15 protein-coding genes and 2 tRNA genes are annotated in these 18,011 nt (G+C 46.3%); 14 read left to right on the top strand and 3 right to left on the bottom strand.

The window, feature by feature from the left end:
• Window positions 1-22: 22 nt before the first annotated feature.
• On the bottom strand, window positions 23-1,291 hold the full coding sequence (locus PMG71_RS04385) for a hydroxymethylglutaryl-CoA reductase (RefSeq protein ID WP_283752426.1): 1,269 nt from the start codon (window positions 1,289-1,291) through the stop codon (window positions 23-25).
• Window positions 1,292-1,406: 115 nt separating this feature from the next.
• On the opposite strand from PMG71_RS04385, the gene PMG71_RS24070 reads away from it, so the two are divergent.
• From PMG71_RS24070 to glgA, 10 genes are all read left to right on the top strand, one after another.
• Complete coding sequence (locus PMG71_RS24070) at window positions 1,407-1,556, top strand: pentapeptide repeat-containing protein (RefSeq protein WP_430540991.1); 150 nt, start codon at window positions 1,407-1,409, stop codon at window positions 1,554-1,556.
• A complete protein-coding gene (locus PMG71_RS04380) occupies window positions 1,543-3,567 on the top strand; it encodes a bifunctional diguanylate cyclase/phosphodiesterase (RefSeq protein WP_283752425.1) in 2,025 nt (674 codons plus the stop codon). Before PMG71_RS24070 ends, PMG71_RS04380 begins: the two co-directional genes overlap by 14 nt.
• A gap of 56 nt (window positions 3,568-3,623) precedes the next feature.
• Window positions 3,624-5,492 (top strand): excinuclease ABC subunit UvrC, encoded by a 1,869-nt coding sequence (uvrC, locus tag PMG71_RS04375; RefSeq protein ID WP_283752424.1) that lies wholly within the window; start codon window positions 3,624-3,626, stop codon window positions 5,490-5,492.
• Between the two features lie 188 nt (window positions 5,493-5,680).
• Window positions 5,681-6,820, top strand: a complete 1,140-nt coding sequence (locus tag PMG71_RS04370; RefSeq protein WP_283752423.1) for an ABC transporter ATP-binding protein — start codon at window positions 5,681-5,683, stop codon at window positions 6,818-6,820.
• A 308-nt stretch (window positions 6,821-7,128) separates the two neighbouring features.
• On the top strand, window positions 7,129-8,262 hold the full coding sequence (locus PMG71_RS04365; RefSeq protein ID WP_283752422.1) for an ABC transporter substrate-binding protein: 1,134 nt from the start codon (window positions 7,129-7,131) through the stop codon (window positions 8,260-8,262).
• Between the two features lie 135 nt (window positions 8,263-8,397).
• Window positions 8,398-9,261: an ABC transporter permease gene (locus PMG71_RS04360; protein ID WP_347179197.1), complete on the top strand. Its 864-nt coding sequence runs from the start codon at window positions 8,398-8,400 to the stop codon at window positions 9,259-9,261.
• A gap of 192 nt (window positions 9,262-9,453) precedes the next feature.
• Window positions 9,454-10,566, top strand: a complete 1,113-nt coding sequence (locus tag PMG71_RS04355; protein WP_283752420.1) for a peptidoglycan-binding domain-containing protein — start codon at window positions 9,454-9,456, stop codon at window positions 10,564-10,566.
• Between the two features lie 56 nt (window positions 10,567-10,622).
• Window positions 10,623-11,723 carry a hypothetical protein gene (locus tag PMG71_RS04350; protein ID WP_283752419.1) on the top strand — a complete coding sequence of 367 codons (1,101 nt, stop codon included), beginning with the start codon at window positions 10,623-10,625 and terminating at the stop codon, window positions 11,721-11,723.
• Window positions 11,724-11,888: 165 nt separating this feature from the next.
• On the top strand, window positions 11,889-12,125 hold the full coding sequence (locus PMG71_RS04345) for a photosystem II protein, Psb35-related (protein ID WP_283752418.1): 237 nt from the start codon (window positions 11,889-11,891) through the stop codon (window positions 12,123-12,125).
• A 182-nt stretch (window positions 12,126-12,307) separates the two neighbouring features.
• The gene (glgA, locus tag PMG71_RS04340) at window positions 12,308-13,786 is read left to right on the top strand and encodes a glycogen synthase GlgA (protein ID WP_283752417.1); all 1,479 of its coding nucleotides are present in this window, start codon (window positions 12,308-12,310) and stop codon (window positions 13,784-13,786) included.
• A 124-nt stretch (window positions 13,787-13,910) separates the two neighbouring features.
• On the opposite strand, the gene PMG71_RS04335 is transcribed toward glgA, so the two are convergent.
• Window positions 13,911-14,987 (bottom strand): tetratricopeptide repeat protein, encoded by a 1,077-nt coding sequence (locus PMG71_RS04335; protein WP_283752416.1) that lies wholly within the window; start codon window positions 14,985-14,987, stop codon window positions 13,911-13,913.
• 264 nt (window positions 14,988-15,251) lie between these two features.
• Between PMG71_RS04335 and PMG71_RS04330 the strand changes: the two genes are divergently transcribed.
• The gene (locus tag PMG71_RS04330) at window positions 15,252-15,515 is read left to right on the top strand and encodes an NfeD family protein (protein ID WP_283752415.1); all 264 of its coding nucleotides are present in this window, start codon (window positions 15,252-15,254) and stop codon (window positions 15,513-15,515) included.
• On the opposite strand, the gene nth is transcribed toward PMG71_RS04330, so the two are convergent.
• Complete coding sequence (nth, locus tag PMG71_RS04325; RefSeq protein WP_283752414.1) at window positions 15,493-16,164, bottom strand: endonuclease III; 672 nt, start codon at window positions 16,162-16,164, stop codon at window positions 15,493-15,495. The genes PMG71_RS04330 and nth overlap by 23 nt on opposite strands.
• Before the next feature lie 165 nt (window positions 16,165-16,329).
• Between nth and PMG71_RS04320 the strand changes: the two genes are divergently transcribed.
• The 3 genes from PMG71_RS04320 (at window position 16,330) to PMG71_RS04310 (ending at window position 17,807) form a co-directional block, all read left to right on the top strand.
• Window positions 16,330-17,523 (top strand): hemolysin family protein, encoded by a 1,194-nt coding sequence (locus PMG71_RS04320; RefSeq protein WP_283752413.1) that lies wholly within the window; start codon window positions 16,330-16,332, stop codon window positions 17,521-17,523.
• Window positions 17,524-17,603: 80 nt separating this feature from the next.
• A tRNA-Tyr gene (locus tag PMG71_RS04315) sits at window positions 17,604-17,685 on the top strand.
• Between the two features lie 50 nt (window positions 17,686-17,735).
• A tRNA-Thr gene (locus PMG71_RS04310) sits at window positions 17,736-17,807 on the top strand.
• Window positions 17,808-18,011 lie beyond the last annotated feature (204 nt).

Raw genomic sequence — 18,011 nt, 5'->3', positions numbered from 1 at the left:
TCGGTTTGTTCAACCCTCTTCCTCAACGCTCCCGCGCCAACCGAGCATGAGCTTGCACAAACTCGCCCGCACATAATGCCCCAATAATTGACAACTCCCCCGCCAACGCCAACCCCGCGCACAGTTCAGCAAACGCCCTAGCCTTACCCGCACCCGCTAACCCCAAAATCTGCAAACAAGCCTGCTGACTCGGTAACCCCGTACCTCCCCCTACCGTACCCACAATCAAATTCGGCAGAGTAACCGCCGCATATAAATCCCCCTCTGGCGTTAACTCAAACCGCGTCACCCCCACCGCAGACTCCGCCACACAAGCCGCATCCTGACCGCAAGCAATATACAACGCTGCCAACCCATTAGCATAATGACCTTGAATCCCTATCGTTCCGCTCATCGTTCCCCCCAAAGCCGACATCCGCCAATAGTTCACCATTTGTGCTGGACTCGTGTGCAACCGTTGGGCAACCGAGTGAGCGGGTATCGTCACCTCGGCGGTCACTTTTTTACCTCGCACTCCAGAAAACGATTGGGCGCTGGCCTTCTTATCCCCCGATAGATTCGCCTCAATAAACCAATATTGTGGAGCCACTGGACTCTGACTGAGGATGTACTGACATATCGCATCCGTTGCCAAAGTCACCATATTTTGACCCGCCGCATCCCCAGTCGTAAACTGAAAATCCAGATAAACATGATTGCCTTCCACCGTAATTCGGGTATCAATTAATTTACCGTAGTGCGTTGTCCGTTCTGCTTCTTGCTTAAACCTTTCCTGTTCTCCCACCACCCAAGCCAAAAATAAGCCTACCTCTTGCAAATGGCGAAAGGCAAATCCAGGTGTGCGGTTTACAGCTTCATTGAGTAATAATGCTTGACATCCCCCAACTTCTGAAATTAATTGACATCCTCGCGAATAGGACGCAACCAGGGCCGCTTCAGTTGTCGCTAAAGGCACATAATAATCCTCTTGGGCAAATAGTCCATTTACCCGTAGGGGGCCAGCAATACCGACGGGTAATTTCACTGTACCGATAAAGTTTTCAATATTATACTGATAGACAGGCAATTGAGAGAGGGTTTGTCCATCCAACAAGTTCGCTTGGGTTTCAGGGGCAGTATCCAATTGCTTCCAATGCTGTTCCACTCGCTGACGACTGAGACGAAATGCCCCGCGAAACTTACGCGGTAAGGGTTTAGGGTTAGGTTGGAGTTTCTCTGAGAGTTCCGTAATAGGGTTCTCATCTAGGAGTTCTCGGACATATTGGTTGGCTTGACGGTGGGAGGTAGACATAGTAGATGGGGTTAAAGGTTTGCATGGTTAATGTTTAAGGGATTAATTTGAGAAATATGGCCAGCTATGTGACAGCACTGCAACTGGATGTTGATGATACTATGCACTATATACTATTAGTCAATTTCAAAAAGCCAATTTGTCACAGAGCAACTTCCACAAGGCAAATTTGTCGGGTAATAACCTCCAAGGGGTCGATTGTCAGATAGGAATTTCGACTGTTTTCAGTGATACATTTTCCCTAAGCTTCTATGCTCGATCCTGAATATCATATTCGTCTTCTTCAAGGGGTGACTCAAGCCACTCATTGCTTGCTTACTCTGTCCGATCGCCATGAAGCGATGCATGTAGCTTTAGCCCATATTGGGGAAGCTTTGGCGATCGATCGCGTGTATGTTTTCCAGAATCATGCCGATCCGGTTACCCAGTCTTTATTGGCTAGTCAATGGTGGGAATGGACTCCAGAGTTAATTTCTCTTCCCTTCAATAATCTTGAATTACAAAATTTATCTTATACTACGGTGCTGCGGCGCTGGTATGATGGACTGTCCCAAGGGAAACCGATTACGGGTTATCTAGATGAGCTGCCAGAATGGGAAAAACAGTTTTTAGGCGATCGCCAAGTTTGTTCCCTGTTGGTACTGCCCATTTTTGCCCATGAACAGTTTTGGGGTTTTATTGAGTTTGATGATTGTCAAACCAATCGCCGATGGACAGCAGAAGAAATTGAGATTTTAACCACGGTGGCGGATTGTTTTGGGGGGGCGATCGCTCACCATCGTGCCGAAGCAGAACTCAATCATATTCAAACCAAACTCGAAGCAGCCATTGAAGAACGGACATTTAAGCTAAGAGCTGCCGTCAAACAACTGCAAGCTGAGATCGACAAAAAAGAAAAAATTGCGACTCAACTTCGGTATAACGCTTACCACGATCCCCTAACGGGTTTGCCCAATCGCACTCTGTTTATGGATCAGTTACAAAAAGCGATTGAAGAAGCTCAAGTTTGTAAAGAGTATAAATTTGCGATCTTATTTCTCGATCTAGATCGATTCAAAGTCGTTAATGATACTCTCGGCCATACCATTGGCGATCGCCTCCTGATTGAATTATCCAAACGACTCGACGCAGTGATAGAAAAACAATTTCATCTGTCCGCAGAACAAACCCTAATTGCCCATTTAGGGAGTGATGAATTTGCCATTCTATTAACCAACATCTCAGACTGGACTCAAGCCAATCAATTAGCAGAATGCATTCACCAAAATATGGCTTATCCTTTCTCAGTCAATGGTCATCAAATTCTCTCTACCGTTAGTATTGGTATAGCCCTGAGTTCTACCACCTATGAACGACCCGAACAAGTGCTTCGGGATGCCGATATTGTCATGTATCATGCTAAATCTAAAGGACGCGCTCGGTATGAAGTCTTTGATTTAGAAACTCATACGCGAGTCATGAATCAGTTAAAACTTGAAAATGATTTGCGTCGCGCAGTTCAACTATTAGAAAAACCCGAAACTCTTAAAGATAATCAGTTTATTGTTTATTATCAACCCATTACTTGCTTAAAAACCGGAGAGATTGCTGGATTTGAAGCCCTCTTACGCTGGCAACATCCTGAATTGGGGATGGTTTCCCCCATGCAATTTATTCCCATTGCTGAAGAAACCGGTTTAATTGCATTACTGGGACAATGGGTACTCGAAGAAGCCTGTAATCAATTGCGGATATGGGAGAATAATGGTCACCATCGCCTAACTATGGCGGTTAATTTATCGGGTTGTCAGCTATCGCGACCTGATTTATTAGAAAAAATCGATCAAATTATTCATCAATCCCAGATTCATGCCAATCATTTAAAGCTGGAAATCACCGAAAGTATGATTATTAATAATGCGGATTATGTTAATCAAGTTCTAAGCCAATTAAAGGAACGTTCGATTAAACTCTGTATGGATGACTTTGGGACAGGATATTCTTCTTTAAGTTATTTACATCGATTCCCTTTAGATATCCTAAAAATAGATAAATCTTTTGTGAGTAACATGGGAGAAAATGGCGAACAATCAGATATTGTCAGAACGATTATCAATTTAGCCCATCATTTAAAGATGGAAGTGATTGCGGAAGGAGTAGAAACCCTAGGACAATTGAAAATCTTATCTGAATTAGGTTGTGAGTGGGGTCAAGGTTACTTTTTTTCTCGACCCATTGATAGTACCAAGGTACTGGATTTACTGGGTAATCAAAACTTGCCTTGGCTGGGTTTTTAAGCAAAATGTAAAATAATATTAAGTCACGATCGAGCAAAGCGCTGTAAGTAATCATTATGACCAACAACACTGACTCAGAATTACTCTGTGAAAATCCAGAGCGCCTACAGCAATATCTACAAGAAATTCCGAAGTTACCAGGGGTTTATTTGATGAAAGATCGGGGTAACTCGATTATCTATATTGGTAAATCCAAACAACTCAGAACTCGTGTACGCTCCTATTTTCGGGATTTTAGTAGCCATAATGCTCGCATTGCCTTAATGGTGCGAAAGGTGAGCGATATTGAATGGATTATTACAGATACTGAGGCGGAAGCTCTGGCTTTAGAATCTACTCTAATTAAGCGCCATCAACCCCGGTTTAATGTGCTGCTTAAGGATGATAAGAAGTATCCTTATATTTGCATTACCTGGTCAGAGGATTATCCTCATATCTTTATTACCCGCAAGCGCAAACGGAGAAACCGGAAGGATAAATATTATGGCCCCTATGTGGATGGGGGACAATTGCGGCAAACTTTGGATTTAATTAAGCGAGTTTTTCCCCAGCGACAACGACCGAAACCGCTCTATAAAGACCGGACTTGTTTGAATTATGATATGGGGCGCTGTCCGGGAGTTTGTCAAGAGTTAATCTCGGTGGAAGAGTATCGGCAAATGATGCAAAAAATTGCCATGATCTTTCAAGGGAGAACGGCGGAGTTGGTGGAGGAATTGACGGCAAAAATGCAGGAGGCTTCAGAGGGTCTCAATTTTGAATTGGCGGCTCAATTTCGAGATCAAATTCTGGGGTTGCAAGCACTGAATGCGCGTCAGAAGGTGGATTTATCGGACGATCGCGTTTCACAGGACGCGATCGCCCTAGCAGAGGACGCAGAACGCTGCTGTATTCAGTTATTCCAGATTCGTAGCGGTAAATTGGTGGGTCGGTTGGGGTTCTTTGCCGAATCGGGGGAACCAGGAGCAATTTTACAACGGGTTTTAGAGGAGCATTACCAAAGCGCTGATGCTCTAGAAATTCCGCCGGAAATTCTGGTGCAATATCCTTTACAAGATGCAGAGTTTCTGCTGGAGTTCTTGCACAATCACAAGGGAAAAAAAGTGACGATTCAGGTTCCGCAACGGCAAAGTAAGGCAGAACTGATTGATTTAGTTTATCGCAATGCCCAAGCGGAGCTAAACCGAATGCAGAAATTAGGCGATCGCACCCAACGAAGCCTCACGGATTTAGCTCAAATTCTCAACTTACCCGAAACTCCCCGACGGATCGAGGGTTACGATATTTCCCATTTGCAAGGTTCAAATGCAGTTGGCTCTCAGGTGGTGTTTGTGAATGGGATGCCCGCAAAACAATATTATCGCCATTATCAGATCAAAAATCCCAGCGTTCAACCCGGTCATTCTGATGATTTTGCCTCCCTTTCAGAAGTCATTCGTCGTCGATTTCGCGCTTTTCTGGACAATCCCCAACTTCCCCGTCAGGGAAACCCAGATTTCCCCGATCTACTGCTCATTGATGGGGGAAAAGGGCAGTTATCGGCAGTGGTTGCGGTTCTTTCGGAGTTAGAACTGTTACCCGACTTGCGGGTGATTAGTTTAGCCAAACAGGAGGAAGAAATCTTTCAACCGGGTGATTCTACTCCTCTTCCCACCGATCGCGATCAACCTGGAGTGCAGTTACTGCGACGGGTTCGGGATGAGTCCCACCGGTTTGCTGTGAGCTTCCATCGTCAGCAACGGGGCGATCGCTTCCTCAGCTCTCGTCTAGACGCAATTCCGGGATTAGGCTATGAGCGACAAAAGCAATTATACAAGCATTTTCCGTCTTTAGATGCGATCGCCCAAGCCACCCCCAAACAACTCCAACAAGTCCCCAGAATTGGCCCCAATTTAGCCCAAAACATTTATGATTATTTCCATTAGAAGAGATTAATATAGCATTCGCAGCGATCGCGCAGGCATTAGGGATGAGTGCTTGGATAGCATTGGATCGAGTTCGATCAAAATCAGATACGATATCAAGCGGTACTCAGAATAGATTAAACTGAAACTATCTAGATCCTTGTTACTGTCCCTGCTTAACTCTGAACTCATTGCTAGGGGTTCTCATTATGTCTCAGACCGCAACTAATCAAATTAATCGGGAAACCAATGTCGAGTTAGATGTTGAGCTTCGCAAAGTCTTTAAGGTGTTTGGCTCAGAAACGGCTGTCCGAGGTGTAAACTTAAATATTCACTCCGGTGAATTTTTCAGTATCCTTGGCCCCTCTGGGTGTGGAAAAACCACGACGCTCAGGCTGATCGCTGGGTTTGAAATGCCCTCTGCTGGGGAGTTATTGCTTCAAGGGCAATCGGTTAATCATGTGCCCCCTTACCGTCGTCCAGTGAATACTGTGTTTCAAAGCTATGCCCTGTTTGGACATATGAATGTTTGGGAAAATATTGCTTTTGGACTCCGGTTGAAAAAGCTGACTAAAGCCCAAATCGAAGACCGGGTGAAGGAAGCCCTGCGGTTGGTAAAAATGGAGTCCTTTGCTCATCGTTTGCCGAAACAAATGTCAGGGGGACAGCAACAACGGGTGGCTCTAGCACGAGCGTTAGTGAATCGACCGGCGGTGTTGTTATTGGATGAACCCTTGGGAGCGTTGGATCTGAAATTACGCAAAGAGATGCAGGTAGAATTGTCTAATTTGCATCAGGAGTTAGGACTCACGTTTGTGATGGTTACCCACGATCAGGAAGAGGCGCTTTCTCTGTCCGATCGCATCGCGATTATGCGCGATGGTAAAATTGAACAAATTGGCTCTCCCAGTGAGATCTATAATCGTCCAGCAACTCCGTTTGTGGCTGATTTTATTGGCGATACCAATTTGTTCAAGGGTCGTAGAGCATCCCTAAATTCAGGAGCAGTTGAGGTGCAAACGGAGAAGGGATTGAAGATTTGGGCGGCTTCTGACCTTAATGGTAGCACTGGAGGGGGCGATCGCCTGGTGGTGAGTGTGCGACCGGAGAAAATCCACCTCAGTTTGACCCCTCCAGAGGGCGATCGCAACTGTTTTCAAGGCCGGATTAAGCATACGATGTTTATGGGAACCCATATTCAATGTGTGGTGGAATTGGTTTCTGGAGACCAAATTACCGTATCCCAACCGGTTCGCGAAGGGAGTTCCTATTCTCAAGCCTTATCTAATCCTGAAACTGCCTTCTATGTCCATTGGCAGCCGACAGATTGTTTGGCTTTGCATGAATAAAACGATCTCAATTTTAAAAGTTATATAGCATTTTTGAATGAGTTATCAACGGTTGCCCTCATCCCCCAACCCCCTTCTTCCACAGGAGAAGGGGGGAAAAGTCCCTCTCCCAGTGGGAGAGGGATTTAGGGAGAGGGGATCTGAGCCGAAACCTGCCCTCATCCCCCAACCCCCTTCTCCCACAGGAGAAGGGGAAAAAAGTCCCTCTCCCCTGGGAGAGGGATTTAGGGAGAGGGCATCTCACTAGAAAATACTATAGAGAAGTTGAGTTCATCAAAATCTCTCGATCATTGAAGTAAGGGTTGCCCATGAGTCAACAGGATAAGCCGGATCATCTTTCATCTTCTCGCCCGATCAACCGTCGCCGCTTCTTGCAGGGGACAACTGCTGCCTTAGCGGGTTTCGGGTTATCTTCTTGTGGTTGGACGTTGGCCGATGTGCAAACTCGAAGCGGGGAAAGGGGAGATAGTAATAAACTCTATATTTATACCTGGGCTGGTTATACCGATGAGGATTTGCTGGCTCAGTTTGAGCAGCAAACGGGTATTCAGGTGATCGCTGATGTGTTTGACTCTAATGAGGCGATGCTGGCTAAGATTTTAGCCGGTGGTGGCGGTGCATATAGTATCATTTATCCTTCGGATTATATGGTGCTGAAAATGGTGGAGGATGGGTTATTAACTCCCCTCGATCTCGGTCGTATTGAAGGCTTAAATCAGCTTTTTGAGAATTATCAGAATCCGCCCTACGATCCTGGAAATGGTCACAGTATCCCCATTAGTTGGGGAACTACGGGGTTAATTTATAATCGCCAGGCTTTAGGTGGAGAGCCAGAAAATTGGGAGTATTTATGGCAAAATCAATCCCAACTTAGTCGCCAAGTGACCCTGCTTAATGATGTGCGTGAGGTGATGGGGGCGACTCTGAAACATTTGGGCTATTCTCTGAATTCGGAAAATGCTCAGGAAATAGAAGAAGCCTATGAAGCGCTGGTGGAACTGAAACCGGCGATCGCCTCCTTTACCTCTGATGCCTGGCGACCCCAGATCTTGACCGGCGATCTGAAAATTGCCATGGGCTATTCCGTGGATGCTAGTGAAATCATGGAAGAGGATGAAAACTTAGGCTATGTGATTCCTAAAAATGGGTCTTCCCTGTGGACAGATACCCTGGTGATTCCCAAAACCGCACCCAATCCAGATGGAGCCTATGCTTGGATTAATTTCATGTTGCAACCCACTATAGCGGCGGAAATTACGAAACGCCTCAGTTTTGCCACGGCGAATCGAGTCGCCTACGAACAATTACCGGAGGAGATCCAACAGGATGCTACCCTGTTTCCGCCTCCAGAGGTTTTGGCTAACTGTGAAAGTGTGTCACCCGTGAAGGACAATATTGCCCAACTCTATGACCGCTATTGGACTCAATTAACCAGTAGTTAAAGCAAAAGATCCTATTCCCCATTCCCCATTCCCTATTCCCTATTCCCTATTCCCCATTCCCTATTCCCCATTCCCCATTACCGCGCCAAGCGCTTTATGTCTTCAACTGTTCCTTCTGAATCCAACTCAACTGAAATGCCGACTCCTAAACGCCGTTGGTCAACTTTGATTGGCCCCAGTGTCCTCCTAGGGCCTGCTGGTTTGTGGCTCTTGATGCTCTTAGTGCTACCGACTCTGGTGATTTTTGAGTTAAGTTTAGTACCCAATATTCGACCAGGGGATGTGGTCAATCCTTCCGGGTTGGAGAATTATTGGCAGGTGTTTCAACCGGTTTACCTGCAAGTGATTGGGCGATCGCTCTTTTTTGCGATCGGAACAACCCTAATTTGTCTCCTCTTAGGTTTCCCCGTCGCCTACTGGATCGCCCTGAATGCCCCCAAACGCTGGCAAAATTTAATCCTCCTAGGCTTTGTCCTGCCCCTCTGGACTTCTTCCCTGTTGCGCTCCTATGCTTGGATTACCATCCTGCGACGGACAGGAGTATTCAATAGCATCATTACCAGTATCGGCCTGCCCCCCTTAAATCTCCTCAATGAGTGGCCAGCCGTTCTCATTGGCATGAGTTACAGCTTTTTGCCCTATATGGTCTTAATTCTCTATGCGGCACTGGAAAAGCTGGATAAACGGTTATTAGAAGCTTCTGCCGATTTAGGTGCAACTCCCCTACAAGGATTCTGGAAAATTACCGTCCCCCAAACCTTCCAAGGCATTGCCGCCGGGAGCTTATTGGTTTTTATCAGTAGTTTGGGCGATTTCGTCAATCCAGAACTGCTCGGAGGTGCATCGAGTATGACGGCTGCTCGTTTGATTTACAACCAGTTTCTGGGCGCGACTCAGAACTGGGGATTTGGCTCGGCGCTCAGTATGGTGGTGATTTTAGCAGTGAGTTTGGCGATCGCCCTCCTGATCAAATACGGTGACCCCACACCCCAAGCCTAAAGCAGGAAGTTTTTCTAAACTTGATATGAATTCTTGAATTAATGTAAAGCACTCCGGATCGAAAAAACCAACTAAGAAGAAACACTTACAGCACTTTGCATTGCATGGGTGGACAATAGGTGTTCATCCCCCTTTAATGTCCCTCACTCATAGCGAAACGTGCTGTATGTTCGTGTTCTGAGTTCCAAACTTATGAAAATTCAAGACATCACTGACTCTACAACCTTATCTCCCGATCAAATTAAAGGAGATGCTGAGTTAGTTAAAGAAATCCAGGAAATTTTGGTCTATCGTTTCTTCCTCTTAGAGCCTCCTGTGGATGGAAAGTTCGGCCCCCTGAGTACAGCAGCATTGAAGGAATTTCAAAACATTACCGGCTGCTCTAATGTGGGCACATTAGACGTTCAAACCGCCCAGGCCCTGCTTCATACCCCTCGCGATCGCGTGGTTCAACTGCACCTGAGTGATGATATTCCCAGCCGCATTGTGGCCTATATGCTGCAAGAAGGATACCATATTTCCTTGGGCAAAGAGCGCTACAACATTGTTTATGTCGAGGGAATGAACAGTGATGGAACCCTCAATGATGATGCTCCCGATCAATTCAACGATTTGCGATGCCTAATTGAGATTGTTGATGGTTGTCCACGTTTTGTAGGGAAGTGGGTGGGAACTTGCGAACCCGGTCGGCATTATACAAAGTGGAAAAATCGAATACCTAAAGGATGGAAACGAGGAGCTGCAAGAATTAAGTTTGGTCAATATCGAGTTTGGCGAGTTGGCTTGCACAGTAATTACGAGGCATTAGTGAATTACTGGCCAGTTCCGGTTTACCGTGATGTCAATGAAGATATGATCCGCACAGGCGATCCATTAGAAACAACTACAGGCATTAATCAACATCATGGCGATGGCAACACTGGCAGCATTGGTGGAGCAAGTGCAGGTTGTCTTGTGGGTCGAACGGTAGCAGGACATGAAGAGTTTATGAAGTTGATCAAGTCAGATGTTCGTTATCAAGCATCCCACAGCTATCGATTTATGACAACGATCATTCCTGGTGATGAACTCTTAGAGACTTCTATTCATCCCTTTGGTCTTGAACCTGATCTATCACAGATTACATGGATTGATATCTTTCAAGATTCACAAGACAAACTGGTAATAGTCGGCATGAATGAAGGAACAGCCATTCGCAAGTGGATTCCCAAAGATAAAGCAGAGTTTCTGGAAGTTTTGCAGAGCTGTTATCAGGCTAATACGGTGTTGATTGCATCGGCTGATAAACCCATTCCTGAACTTTAAGAACAATTCAGTCACAAAAACTGGCCTAAAACGCATAAAACTAGGAGATCTAAACAATGGAAATTACAGGATTTGAGATCTTTCGTGATGCTGAGGGACACCCCTTGGTTTATGGAATGAATGGAGAGAGCGCAATTCGAGCATGGACTCCCACAACCAAACAGGAACTGATTGATATTCTCCGCAGGGCAACCCATGCACTAGATGTTCCGGCGATAATGCTCCGCATCGCTGACGCGATCGCCCCTCCCGACCAACCCCTTCCTATACCCTTGCCCCCAAACCCTTTTGACGTGGAGATTCGAGAAGCCGGTCGCAAATGGTATGCCACCCTTGATAGCGGGAGTCAGTTCAAAGTAGGCACAGATGTTTCCTACTTCAACAGAAGAGGTCTGATGCTTGTGGGAGATAAAAGTGCTGGAGTCTATAATCCCTCTGACTATGACGATCTCTTTGGCTTCTGGGCTTATTTTATTGCCCCAACAGCCGAATGCGAAAGTCAGGGATCTTTTAACTGCCTCAATTCCTATGACCGCGCCAAATTTACCTTTGGTTTTCTGCAATATGCTGCCCATGTTTGCCAAGGAGATTTTGTCAAATATTTCTGTCAGTTATTGCAAACGGATGAAGCTCAAGCATACTTCCCAGACTTGAGAACCGATGGTCAGCATATCTATCAAATGGGTAATCCTGACCGTCGCTTAACCTCGAATGATGGTTCAGATAATAAGGATCTCATGGCTTACCTGAACCAAACTGACACCACTGTAGATCGTCGCGAGGTAATGAACGCGGCTAAATTTGTTCACTGGGTGAGCCATTCCGAGGTTCATAGAGCCATTATGGTTGAGTGTGGCGTGACCCATTTTAAGGCTAAGATGAAAACCCTCGCTCGCCAGCATGGACTGGATCAAGCGCCAGATTATGTTTGTTGCGTTGTGGCCGATATTCGACATCAGGGACGAGCCAAAATTCGCACGATCAACCGTGCGTTGGAGAAAGGGAATACTTGGGAGGAGAAATATCGCTCTGTCGTTGAACTTACCTCACGCTATGCAAAGCGAGTAGCAACTCTCAAAGTCCAAATTGCCAAATACAGGGAGCGCGGCATTTTTGGAACCCGAAAATATAGTCGCGCACTCGGTGACTTTGTATAGCAATTCTCTCGCAGGGAAGCGATCGCCATGACCATTCAAGAATGATGGATTATGGCGATCTGGATCACAACCCCCTGTGATTAACATCATGTTGACAAATATGGCAAGAATTCGTTACATTAGTTTACAAGAGACGAAACAAAAGTTCACACACAGGAGAACAACATGGTTAACTTAGTCATTCTTTCCTTACTCTTCATCGCTGGTTGGGTCGCTGCTTCCGTCATCGGAACCCAAGCCTACTTCATGGGTGAACAAACCAAATCCATCCACGAACGCAACTGGGATTCCGACGGCTTCAACAGCATCGCCAAATCCGTAACCGGTCAAGAAACCGACTACACCAACCGCGTCCCCGGATACAGCTTAGATAGCTATGGCAGCAACAGCCTGGCAAGCTAGTTATCCTAAAAGAGTGAGTACCCTCAACTTCCCGTACTCACCTTCATTTCTTAACGCTAACTCCAGAAAAGGAGTTAGCGTTTTTTTATCGCCACCTAACTCCCATTCCCCATTCCCCATTCCCCGACTTCATGTTTGAATAAAAGCAGAGAGAATAAACTTTTGTGAACCCAGGAGTGAATATGTACATCGTGCAGATCGCCTCTGAATGCGCTCCAGTCATCAAAGCTGGAGGCTTAGGGGATGTCGTTTACGGACTGAGCCGAGAATTAGAAATCCGAGGGATAGGTGTGGAAATCATCCTCCCCAAATACGACTGTATGCGCTACGACCAAATTTGGGGTTTGCACGAAGCCTATCACAATCTCGAAGTTCCTTGGTATGGAGCAGCCATTTCCTGCGATGTCCTCTGTGGTTGGGTTCATGGACGGTTATGTTTCTTCATCGATCCTCACTCCGACGATCTGTTCTTCAATCGTGGCTGTTACTATGGCTGCAAAGACGATAATATGCGCTTTGCCTTCTTCTCCAAAGCGGCGCTAGAATTTCTCCTGAGAACCAACAAACGCCCTGATGTCATCCATTGCCATGACTGGCAAACCGGTTTAGTGCCGGTACTGCTCTATGAAATGTATAAGTATCATGGTATGGACACTCAACGGGTTTGCTATACCATCCACAACTTTAAGCATCAAGGTATTGGTGGCGTTGATATTCTCTGGGCAACAGGACTCAATCGAGAGTCCTATTATTTTGAATACGATCGTATGCAAGATAATTTTAATCCCTTTGCTATTAACTTAATGAAAGGGGGTATTGTCTATTCTAATTTTGTCAATACAGTTTCTCCTCACCATGCTTGGGAAGCTCGCTATTCTGATATTAGCTATGGCTTAGGCCATACCCTAGATTTGCATAATTATAAATTTGGTGGGGTTCTCAATGGGATTGATTATGAGGTATGGAATCCAGAAATCGATCGCTTTATTCCCTATCATTATGGCCCGAAAACTCTGAAGAACAAAGCTAAGAATAAGAAGGCATTGCGTGAGCGGCTCTGGTTATCCCATGATGATAAAAAGCCTCTAATTGCTTTTATCGGTCGCTTAGATGATCAAAAAGGGGTGCATTTGGTTCACCATGCGATCTATTATGCCCTGCATCGGGGAGCGCAATTTGTGTTACTTGGCTCGGCAACTGAGCAAGGGATTAATGACTGGTTCTGGCATGAAAAGCTATTTTTGAATGAAAATGCTGATTGTCATTTGGAACTGGGCTTTAATGAAGAGTTATCTCACTTAATCTATGCGGGTGCGGATATGATTGTGGTTCCGAGTAACTATGAACCCTGCGGCTTAACTCAGATGATTGGTTTGAAATATGGGACTGTTCCGATTGTGCGCGGGGTGGGTGGCTTACAGAATACGGTGTTTGACCGGGATTACGATCAGGAAAAACCTTTAGAGGAACGCAATGGCTATGTGTTCTATCAAACAGATTATAGCGCTCTAGAATCAGCTTTGGATCGGGCGATCGGTTTGTGGTATGAATATCCTCAAGAGTTCCAAAAATTGGTGCTTCAGGGCATGGCTTACGATTATTCTTGGAAAAATCCTGGCAGTCAATATTTAGGACTCTACGATTATATCCGTCACAAATAGTCATCATTACTCTATCCCAGGGGAGAATCATTGCTCTCCCCTTTGCCAATTCAACGCCAGCAAATCGCCGTAAATCTCTGTGTTCCTTTGTGTCTTTGTGGTTTAATCAAGCCATTTAATTGTCCTAATGCGGCAGAGATATGGGGTCAGAATCAATCTCTAACCCTTGGGTTAAAGTTTGGCTATCGAGACGGGTGTTGAGGTGTTGCCGGGCTTCGAGTTGCCAGAGGTCGAGTTCTGGCGATCGCCAGGGAGCATTAATAGAGCGCGTTTGATGGGTGTCACAGTCTAAACATTTTTCCCAGTAGGGGCTGGCTTCTGTAGGTTTACCTTGAGCTTGGAGGACTTGAGCGAGGAGACAATGGGGTGCAGCGCGATCGCCATTTAATTCTATAGCTTTGCGTAGCCAGGTTTGGGCTTGGTCAAGATCTTTTTGCAGGAAGTAAGCCCATCCTAAGTTTTTATAGAGGGTGGAGAGAACGGCGGTATTCTTGACTTGGTTGAGAATGGGAGTAATGCGTTCAATCGCCCGATCCAGATTATGAGTCAAAATGTCTAAGCGAGAGAGGTTGCTGATGGCAGCATGGGCGGCATGGGTTTGGGCCTCGGCAGCTCGATTATAGTGATGGTAGGCGTTGGGAAAGTCGCTCAGTTTTTCGTAAGCTGAGGCGAGGTTGTAGTGGACTGCGGGAGTGTCAATCTGGAATTTGAGCGCCCATTGCAGATAAAACACGGTTCCGGGGAAGTCGCCTTGCATATAGGTATCGTATCCGGTGTTTTTCAGGCGATCGCCGATTTGTTTCTTTTGGCTGCTCTCACTGCTCTCTTGCCAGAGTTGCAGTTTAGGTTCTAGAGCTTTGTGAATAGATTCAATCGGCTGAATCTCTTGCAGTAGCTCTAGGAGGCTCTCCTCTGCATCATTTTGTCTCGGTAGTGGTATTTTCAGCAGTTCCGGCTTAAATCGAGCCACTAGGGAAACCAGATCGGAGCGCTTGGATCGGCGCTGTCCGTTCTGTGACTCAGAATTAGATAAACCGAAATGATCGACAATGCGCTCGACATGCTTGCGGATAGCGGCTTCGCTAATACCGAGTTGATGGGCGATCTGTGCGTCTGTCTCACCGGAGAGGATGCCGTTAAGGACTTGTTGACGGCGATCGGTTAGTTCACTGTAGACTTGTTCAAACTCTTCTGGATTCATTGGGTTTGGGTTAATCATCGAGGTCACATATAGTGACTTTTTATGGACTTCATTACGCTTGAGGTAAATTATGTAAATCCCCAGAAAAAATCCCTTGACAATTCAGGAGAGCAAATTTACAGTATTGATATACATCACAAAAGTGAGCAAAGTAGTCACAAAAAAGTTGGGGTAACGTCCATGGGTGTATACACAAGCCCTCATTCTAGAGCAAATCAAATACTGTTCTCAGATCGAATCTGGCACTTTGTCCAGGCCTTATGGATGAACTCTCCTGGAACGCAAACGCGATCGTTTCCTTGGCCGAGTTCTGATCCGGTGATTCTGATAGAAGGAGAAGCGGTTGTTGAGCAACCTATTGTTCCCTACGGACGGGGACGAGTTTATTATCGGGGGTCTTGGTGGCCTGCGACCTCTATGGAGGAAGTCACCTTGCTCAAGGGACAGTTTGTCAGAGTCGTTGAACGACAAAATATAACATTATTAGTTACACCCGTGGCTTCTCCTATAGGAACGCGCTCTCTGTAGCTTGATTAAACCCACACAAATCAGCTAACACGCAATTGCCACAATCCGGTTTTTTCGCCTTACAAATGGCGCGACCATGGTAAATTAGGCGGATAGACCAATTTTCCCAATCGGGTTGGGGCAAAAGGCGCATCAGATCTCGCTCTACCCGAATGGGGTCTTCATGTTCAGTTAAGCCTAAGCGGTGACTTAAACGCTTAACATGGGTATCGACTGTTACGCCCATATTGATGCCGAAACCATGGGCAAGAACAACATTAGCAGTTTTACGAGCAACCCCTGGCAGTTTGAGCAGTTCCTCCATTCTTTTCGGCACTTGACCGCCAAAATCTTGCGCGATCATTTGACAAGCCCCTTTGATATTTTTGGCTTTATTGCGATAAAATCCGGTCGATCGCACCAAATCCTCCAATTCTTCTAACGGTGCATCCCCTAACCTGGGGGCATCCGGATAACGTCGGAATAACTCCGGGGTCACTTGATTCACCCGCTCATCCGTGCATTGGGCGGATAAAATGGTCGCCACCAGCAACTGTACAGGCGTTTCATAGGTTAGGGTACAGGTGGCATCCGGATACAAACGCTTCAGCCGGATCAGGATTTCTCTGGCTCTTTGCTGTTTGGCTGACCATTTGCGGGTGATATTCATCGCTACACTAAAGACTGGACTGGATCTGTATTGCTATCTTACTGATTCTGGATGTGTTGGCGATCGCCTTGGGCAACATCTCTAAACACTTTACCGAAATCTAACTTGAGCAATGCCATCATGAATCATCCATAATTAAGTATCGCTTTCTTATCCAACATTCTGGTGATTCCCCACCCTCTTACCTCCCATTTACTGGCAACGGCTGAAAGTGGCCCCCTCCTTGGCTCCATCTGGCTAGATGTAACAGCCCTCATGATTATGTTAGTTCTCTCAGCCTGCTTCTCTGGCTCAGAAACCGCCATTACTGCCCTCGATAACTTCAAACTCCGCGCCCTGATTAAGGAACAAGGAGACCCCCAAGGGATTTTTCGCCTAGTTCTAGAACAGCGAACCCGATTTATCACTACCCTGCTGGTCGGGAATAATCTAATTAATAACTTTTCTGCTGTCCTCACCAGTAACTTATTTGCCCTCTGGTTGGGGAATGCGGGGTTAGGGGTTGCCACCGCCTTAATTACATTTCTGGTCTTGATTTTTGGCGAAATCACCCCCAAATCCCTAGCCATTAACAATGTTTTGCCCTTCTTTAAGGCAGTGGTGCGGCCCATTTATTGGCTATCCCGTGCCTTATCCACCATTGGCATTATCGATTTTCTGGAATGGATTGCCCAAAGTGCCATTCGCTTTTTCCAGGGTAATGCCACCCAGGAGGATGCATCACTGCAAGATTTGCAACTGATGATTGAGATTTTGGGGGGTAAGGGGAAACTGGATTTCTATAAGCACGAGTTGCTCAATAAAGCCCTGATGCTGGATGAGTTGACGGCTAAAGATGTGGTTAAACCTCGGATTGATATGCGGACGATTTCCCATGAAGCCACGTTGCAAGAGTTGGTGAATCTTTGTTTAGAAACCGGGTTTTCCCGCATTCCCGTTCAGGAAGAGTCCAAAGATCAGATTGTCGGTGTGGTTCACCTCAAACGGGCCCTGCAAACCCTGAAGAATTTGCCTCCAGGAGAGCGCAATTTAGCCCCAGTAACCGCCGGAATGGATGCCCCAGTCTATGTGCCAGAGGTGAAAGGGGTAAGTGATTTGTTGAAGGAAATGCTCCACAGTCGGATTCATTTGGCGATTGTCGTGGATGAGTATGGCGGAACCGTGGGACTGGTTACCCTTGAAGATGTCTTAGAAGAGTTGGTGGGCGAAATTTATGATGAAAGTGACTTTCCCCATCGTCCTCCCCGTCCGGGACGCACGGCGAAGCCCAGCAAAGATCGTCGGTGGATTCCTGGCTTACCCGGAAGGGGGCGATCGCCCCGACCCCCTGCATCTGGAGAAAATTCTCTCGATCAATAACCCCCATTTTCAAAAAAGTTTTCTTAGGGGGTTGTGTTTTTCCTAAACCTTATGCTAAATTAGGAAGTCGGTGAGCGAAAGGGTCGATGCCCGAGTGGTTAATGGGGGCGGACTGTAAATCCGCTGGCTACGCCTACGCTGGTTCAAATCCAGCTCGGCCCATCACCGCCTCTTCTGAACAAGAGTCACAATCAAGATTGGGTTAATTCATTGCCCGTGTAGCTCAGTGGTAGAGCACACCCTTGGTAAGGGTGAGGTCACGAGTTCAATCCTCGTCACGGGCTTATTTATCTGAAGTATATGGTGACTCAGTTTGAACTGATGACCTCACCCTCCAAGGGTAGTGCCCCTGCCTAAAATCTGCCTAAATCCACCATAACACCCCCCATAATGGATAGGTTTCAATGGGCTAAAAATGGGCAATTCTCTTGCCCATTTGTCGGGTTAGCTACAGCAGCCACTATTGGCGTGCTTAAATAACTTTTGCT

This window comes from Roseofilum acuticapitatum BLCC-M154, assembly GCF_030068475.1.
GTDB lineage: Bacteria > Cyanobacteriota > Cyanobacteriia > Cyanobacteriales > Desertifilaceae > Roseofilum > Roseofilum acuticapitatum.
Note: the sequence above shows the minus strand (reverse complement) of the source record. Positions and strands in the feature narration are given on the sequence as shown.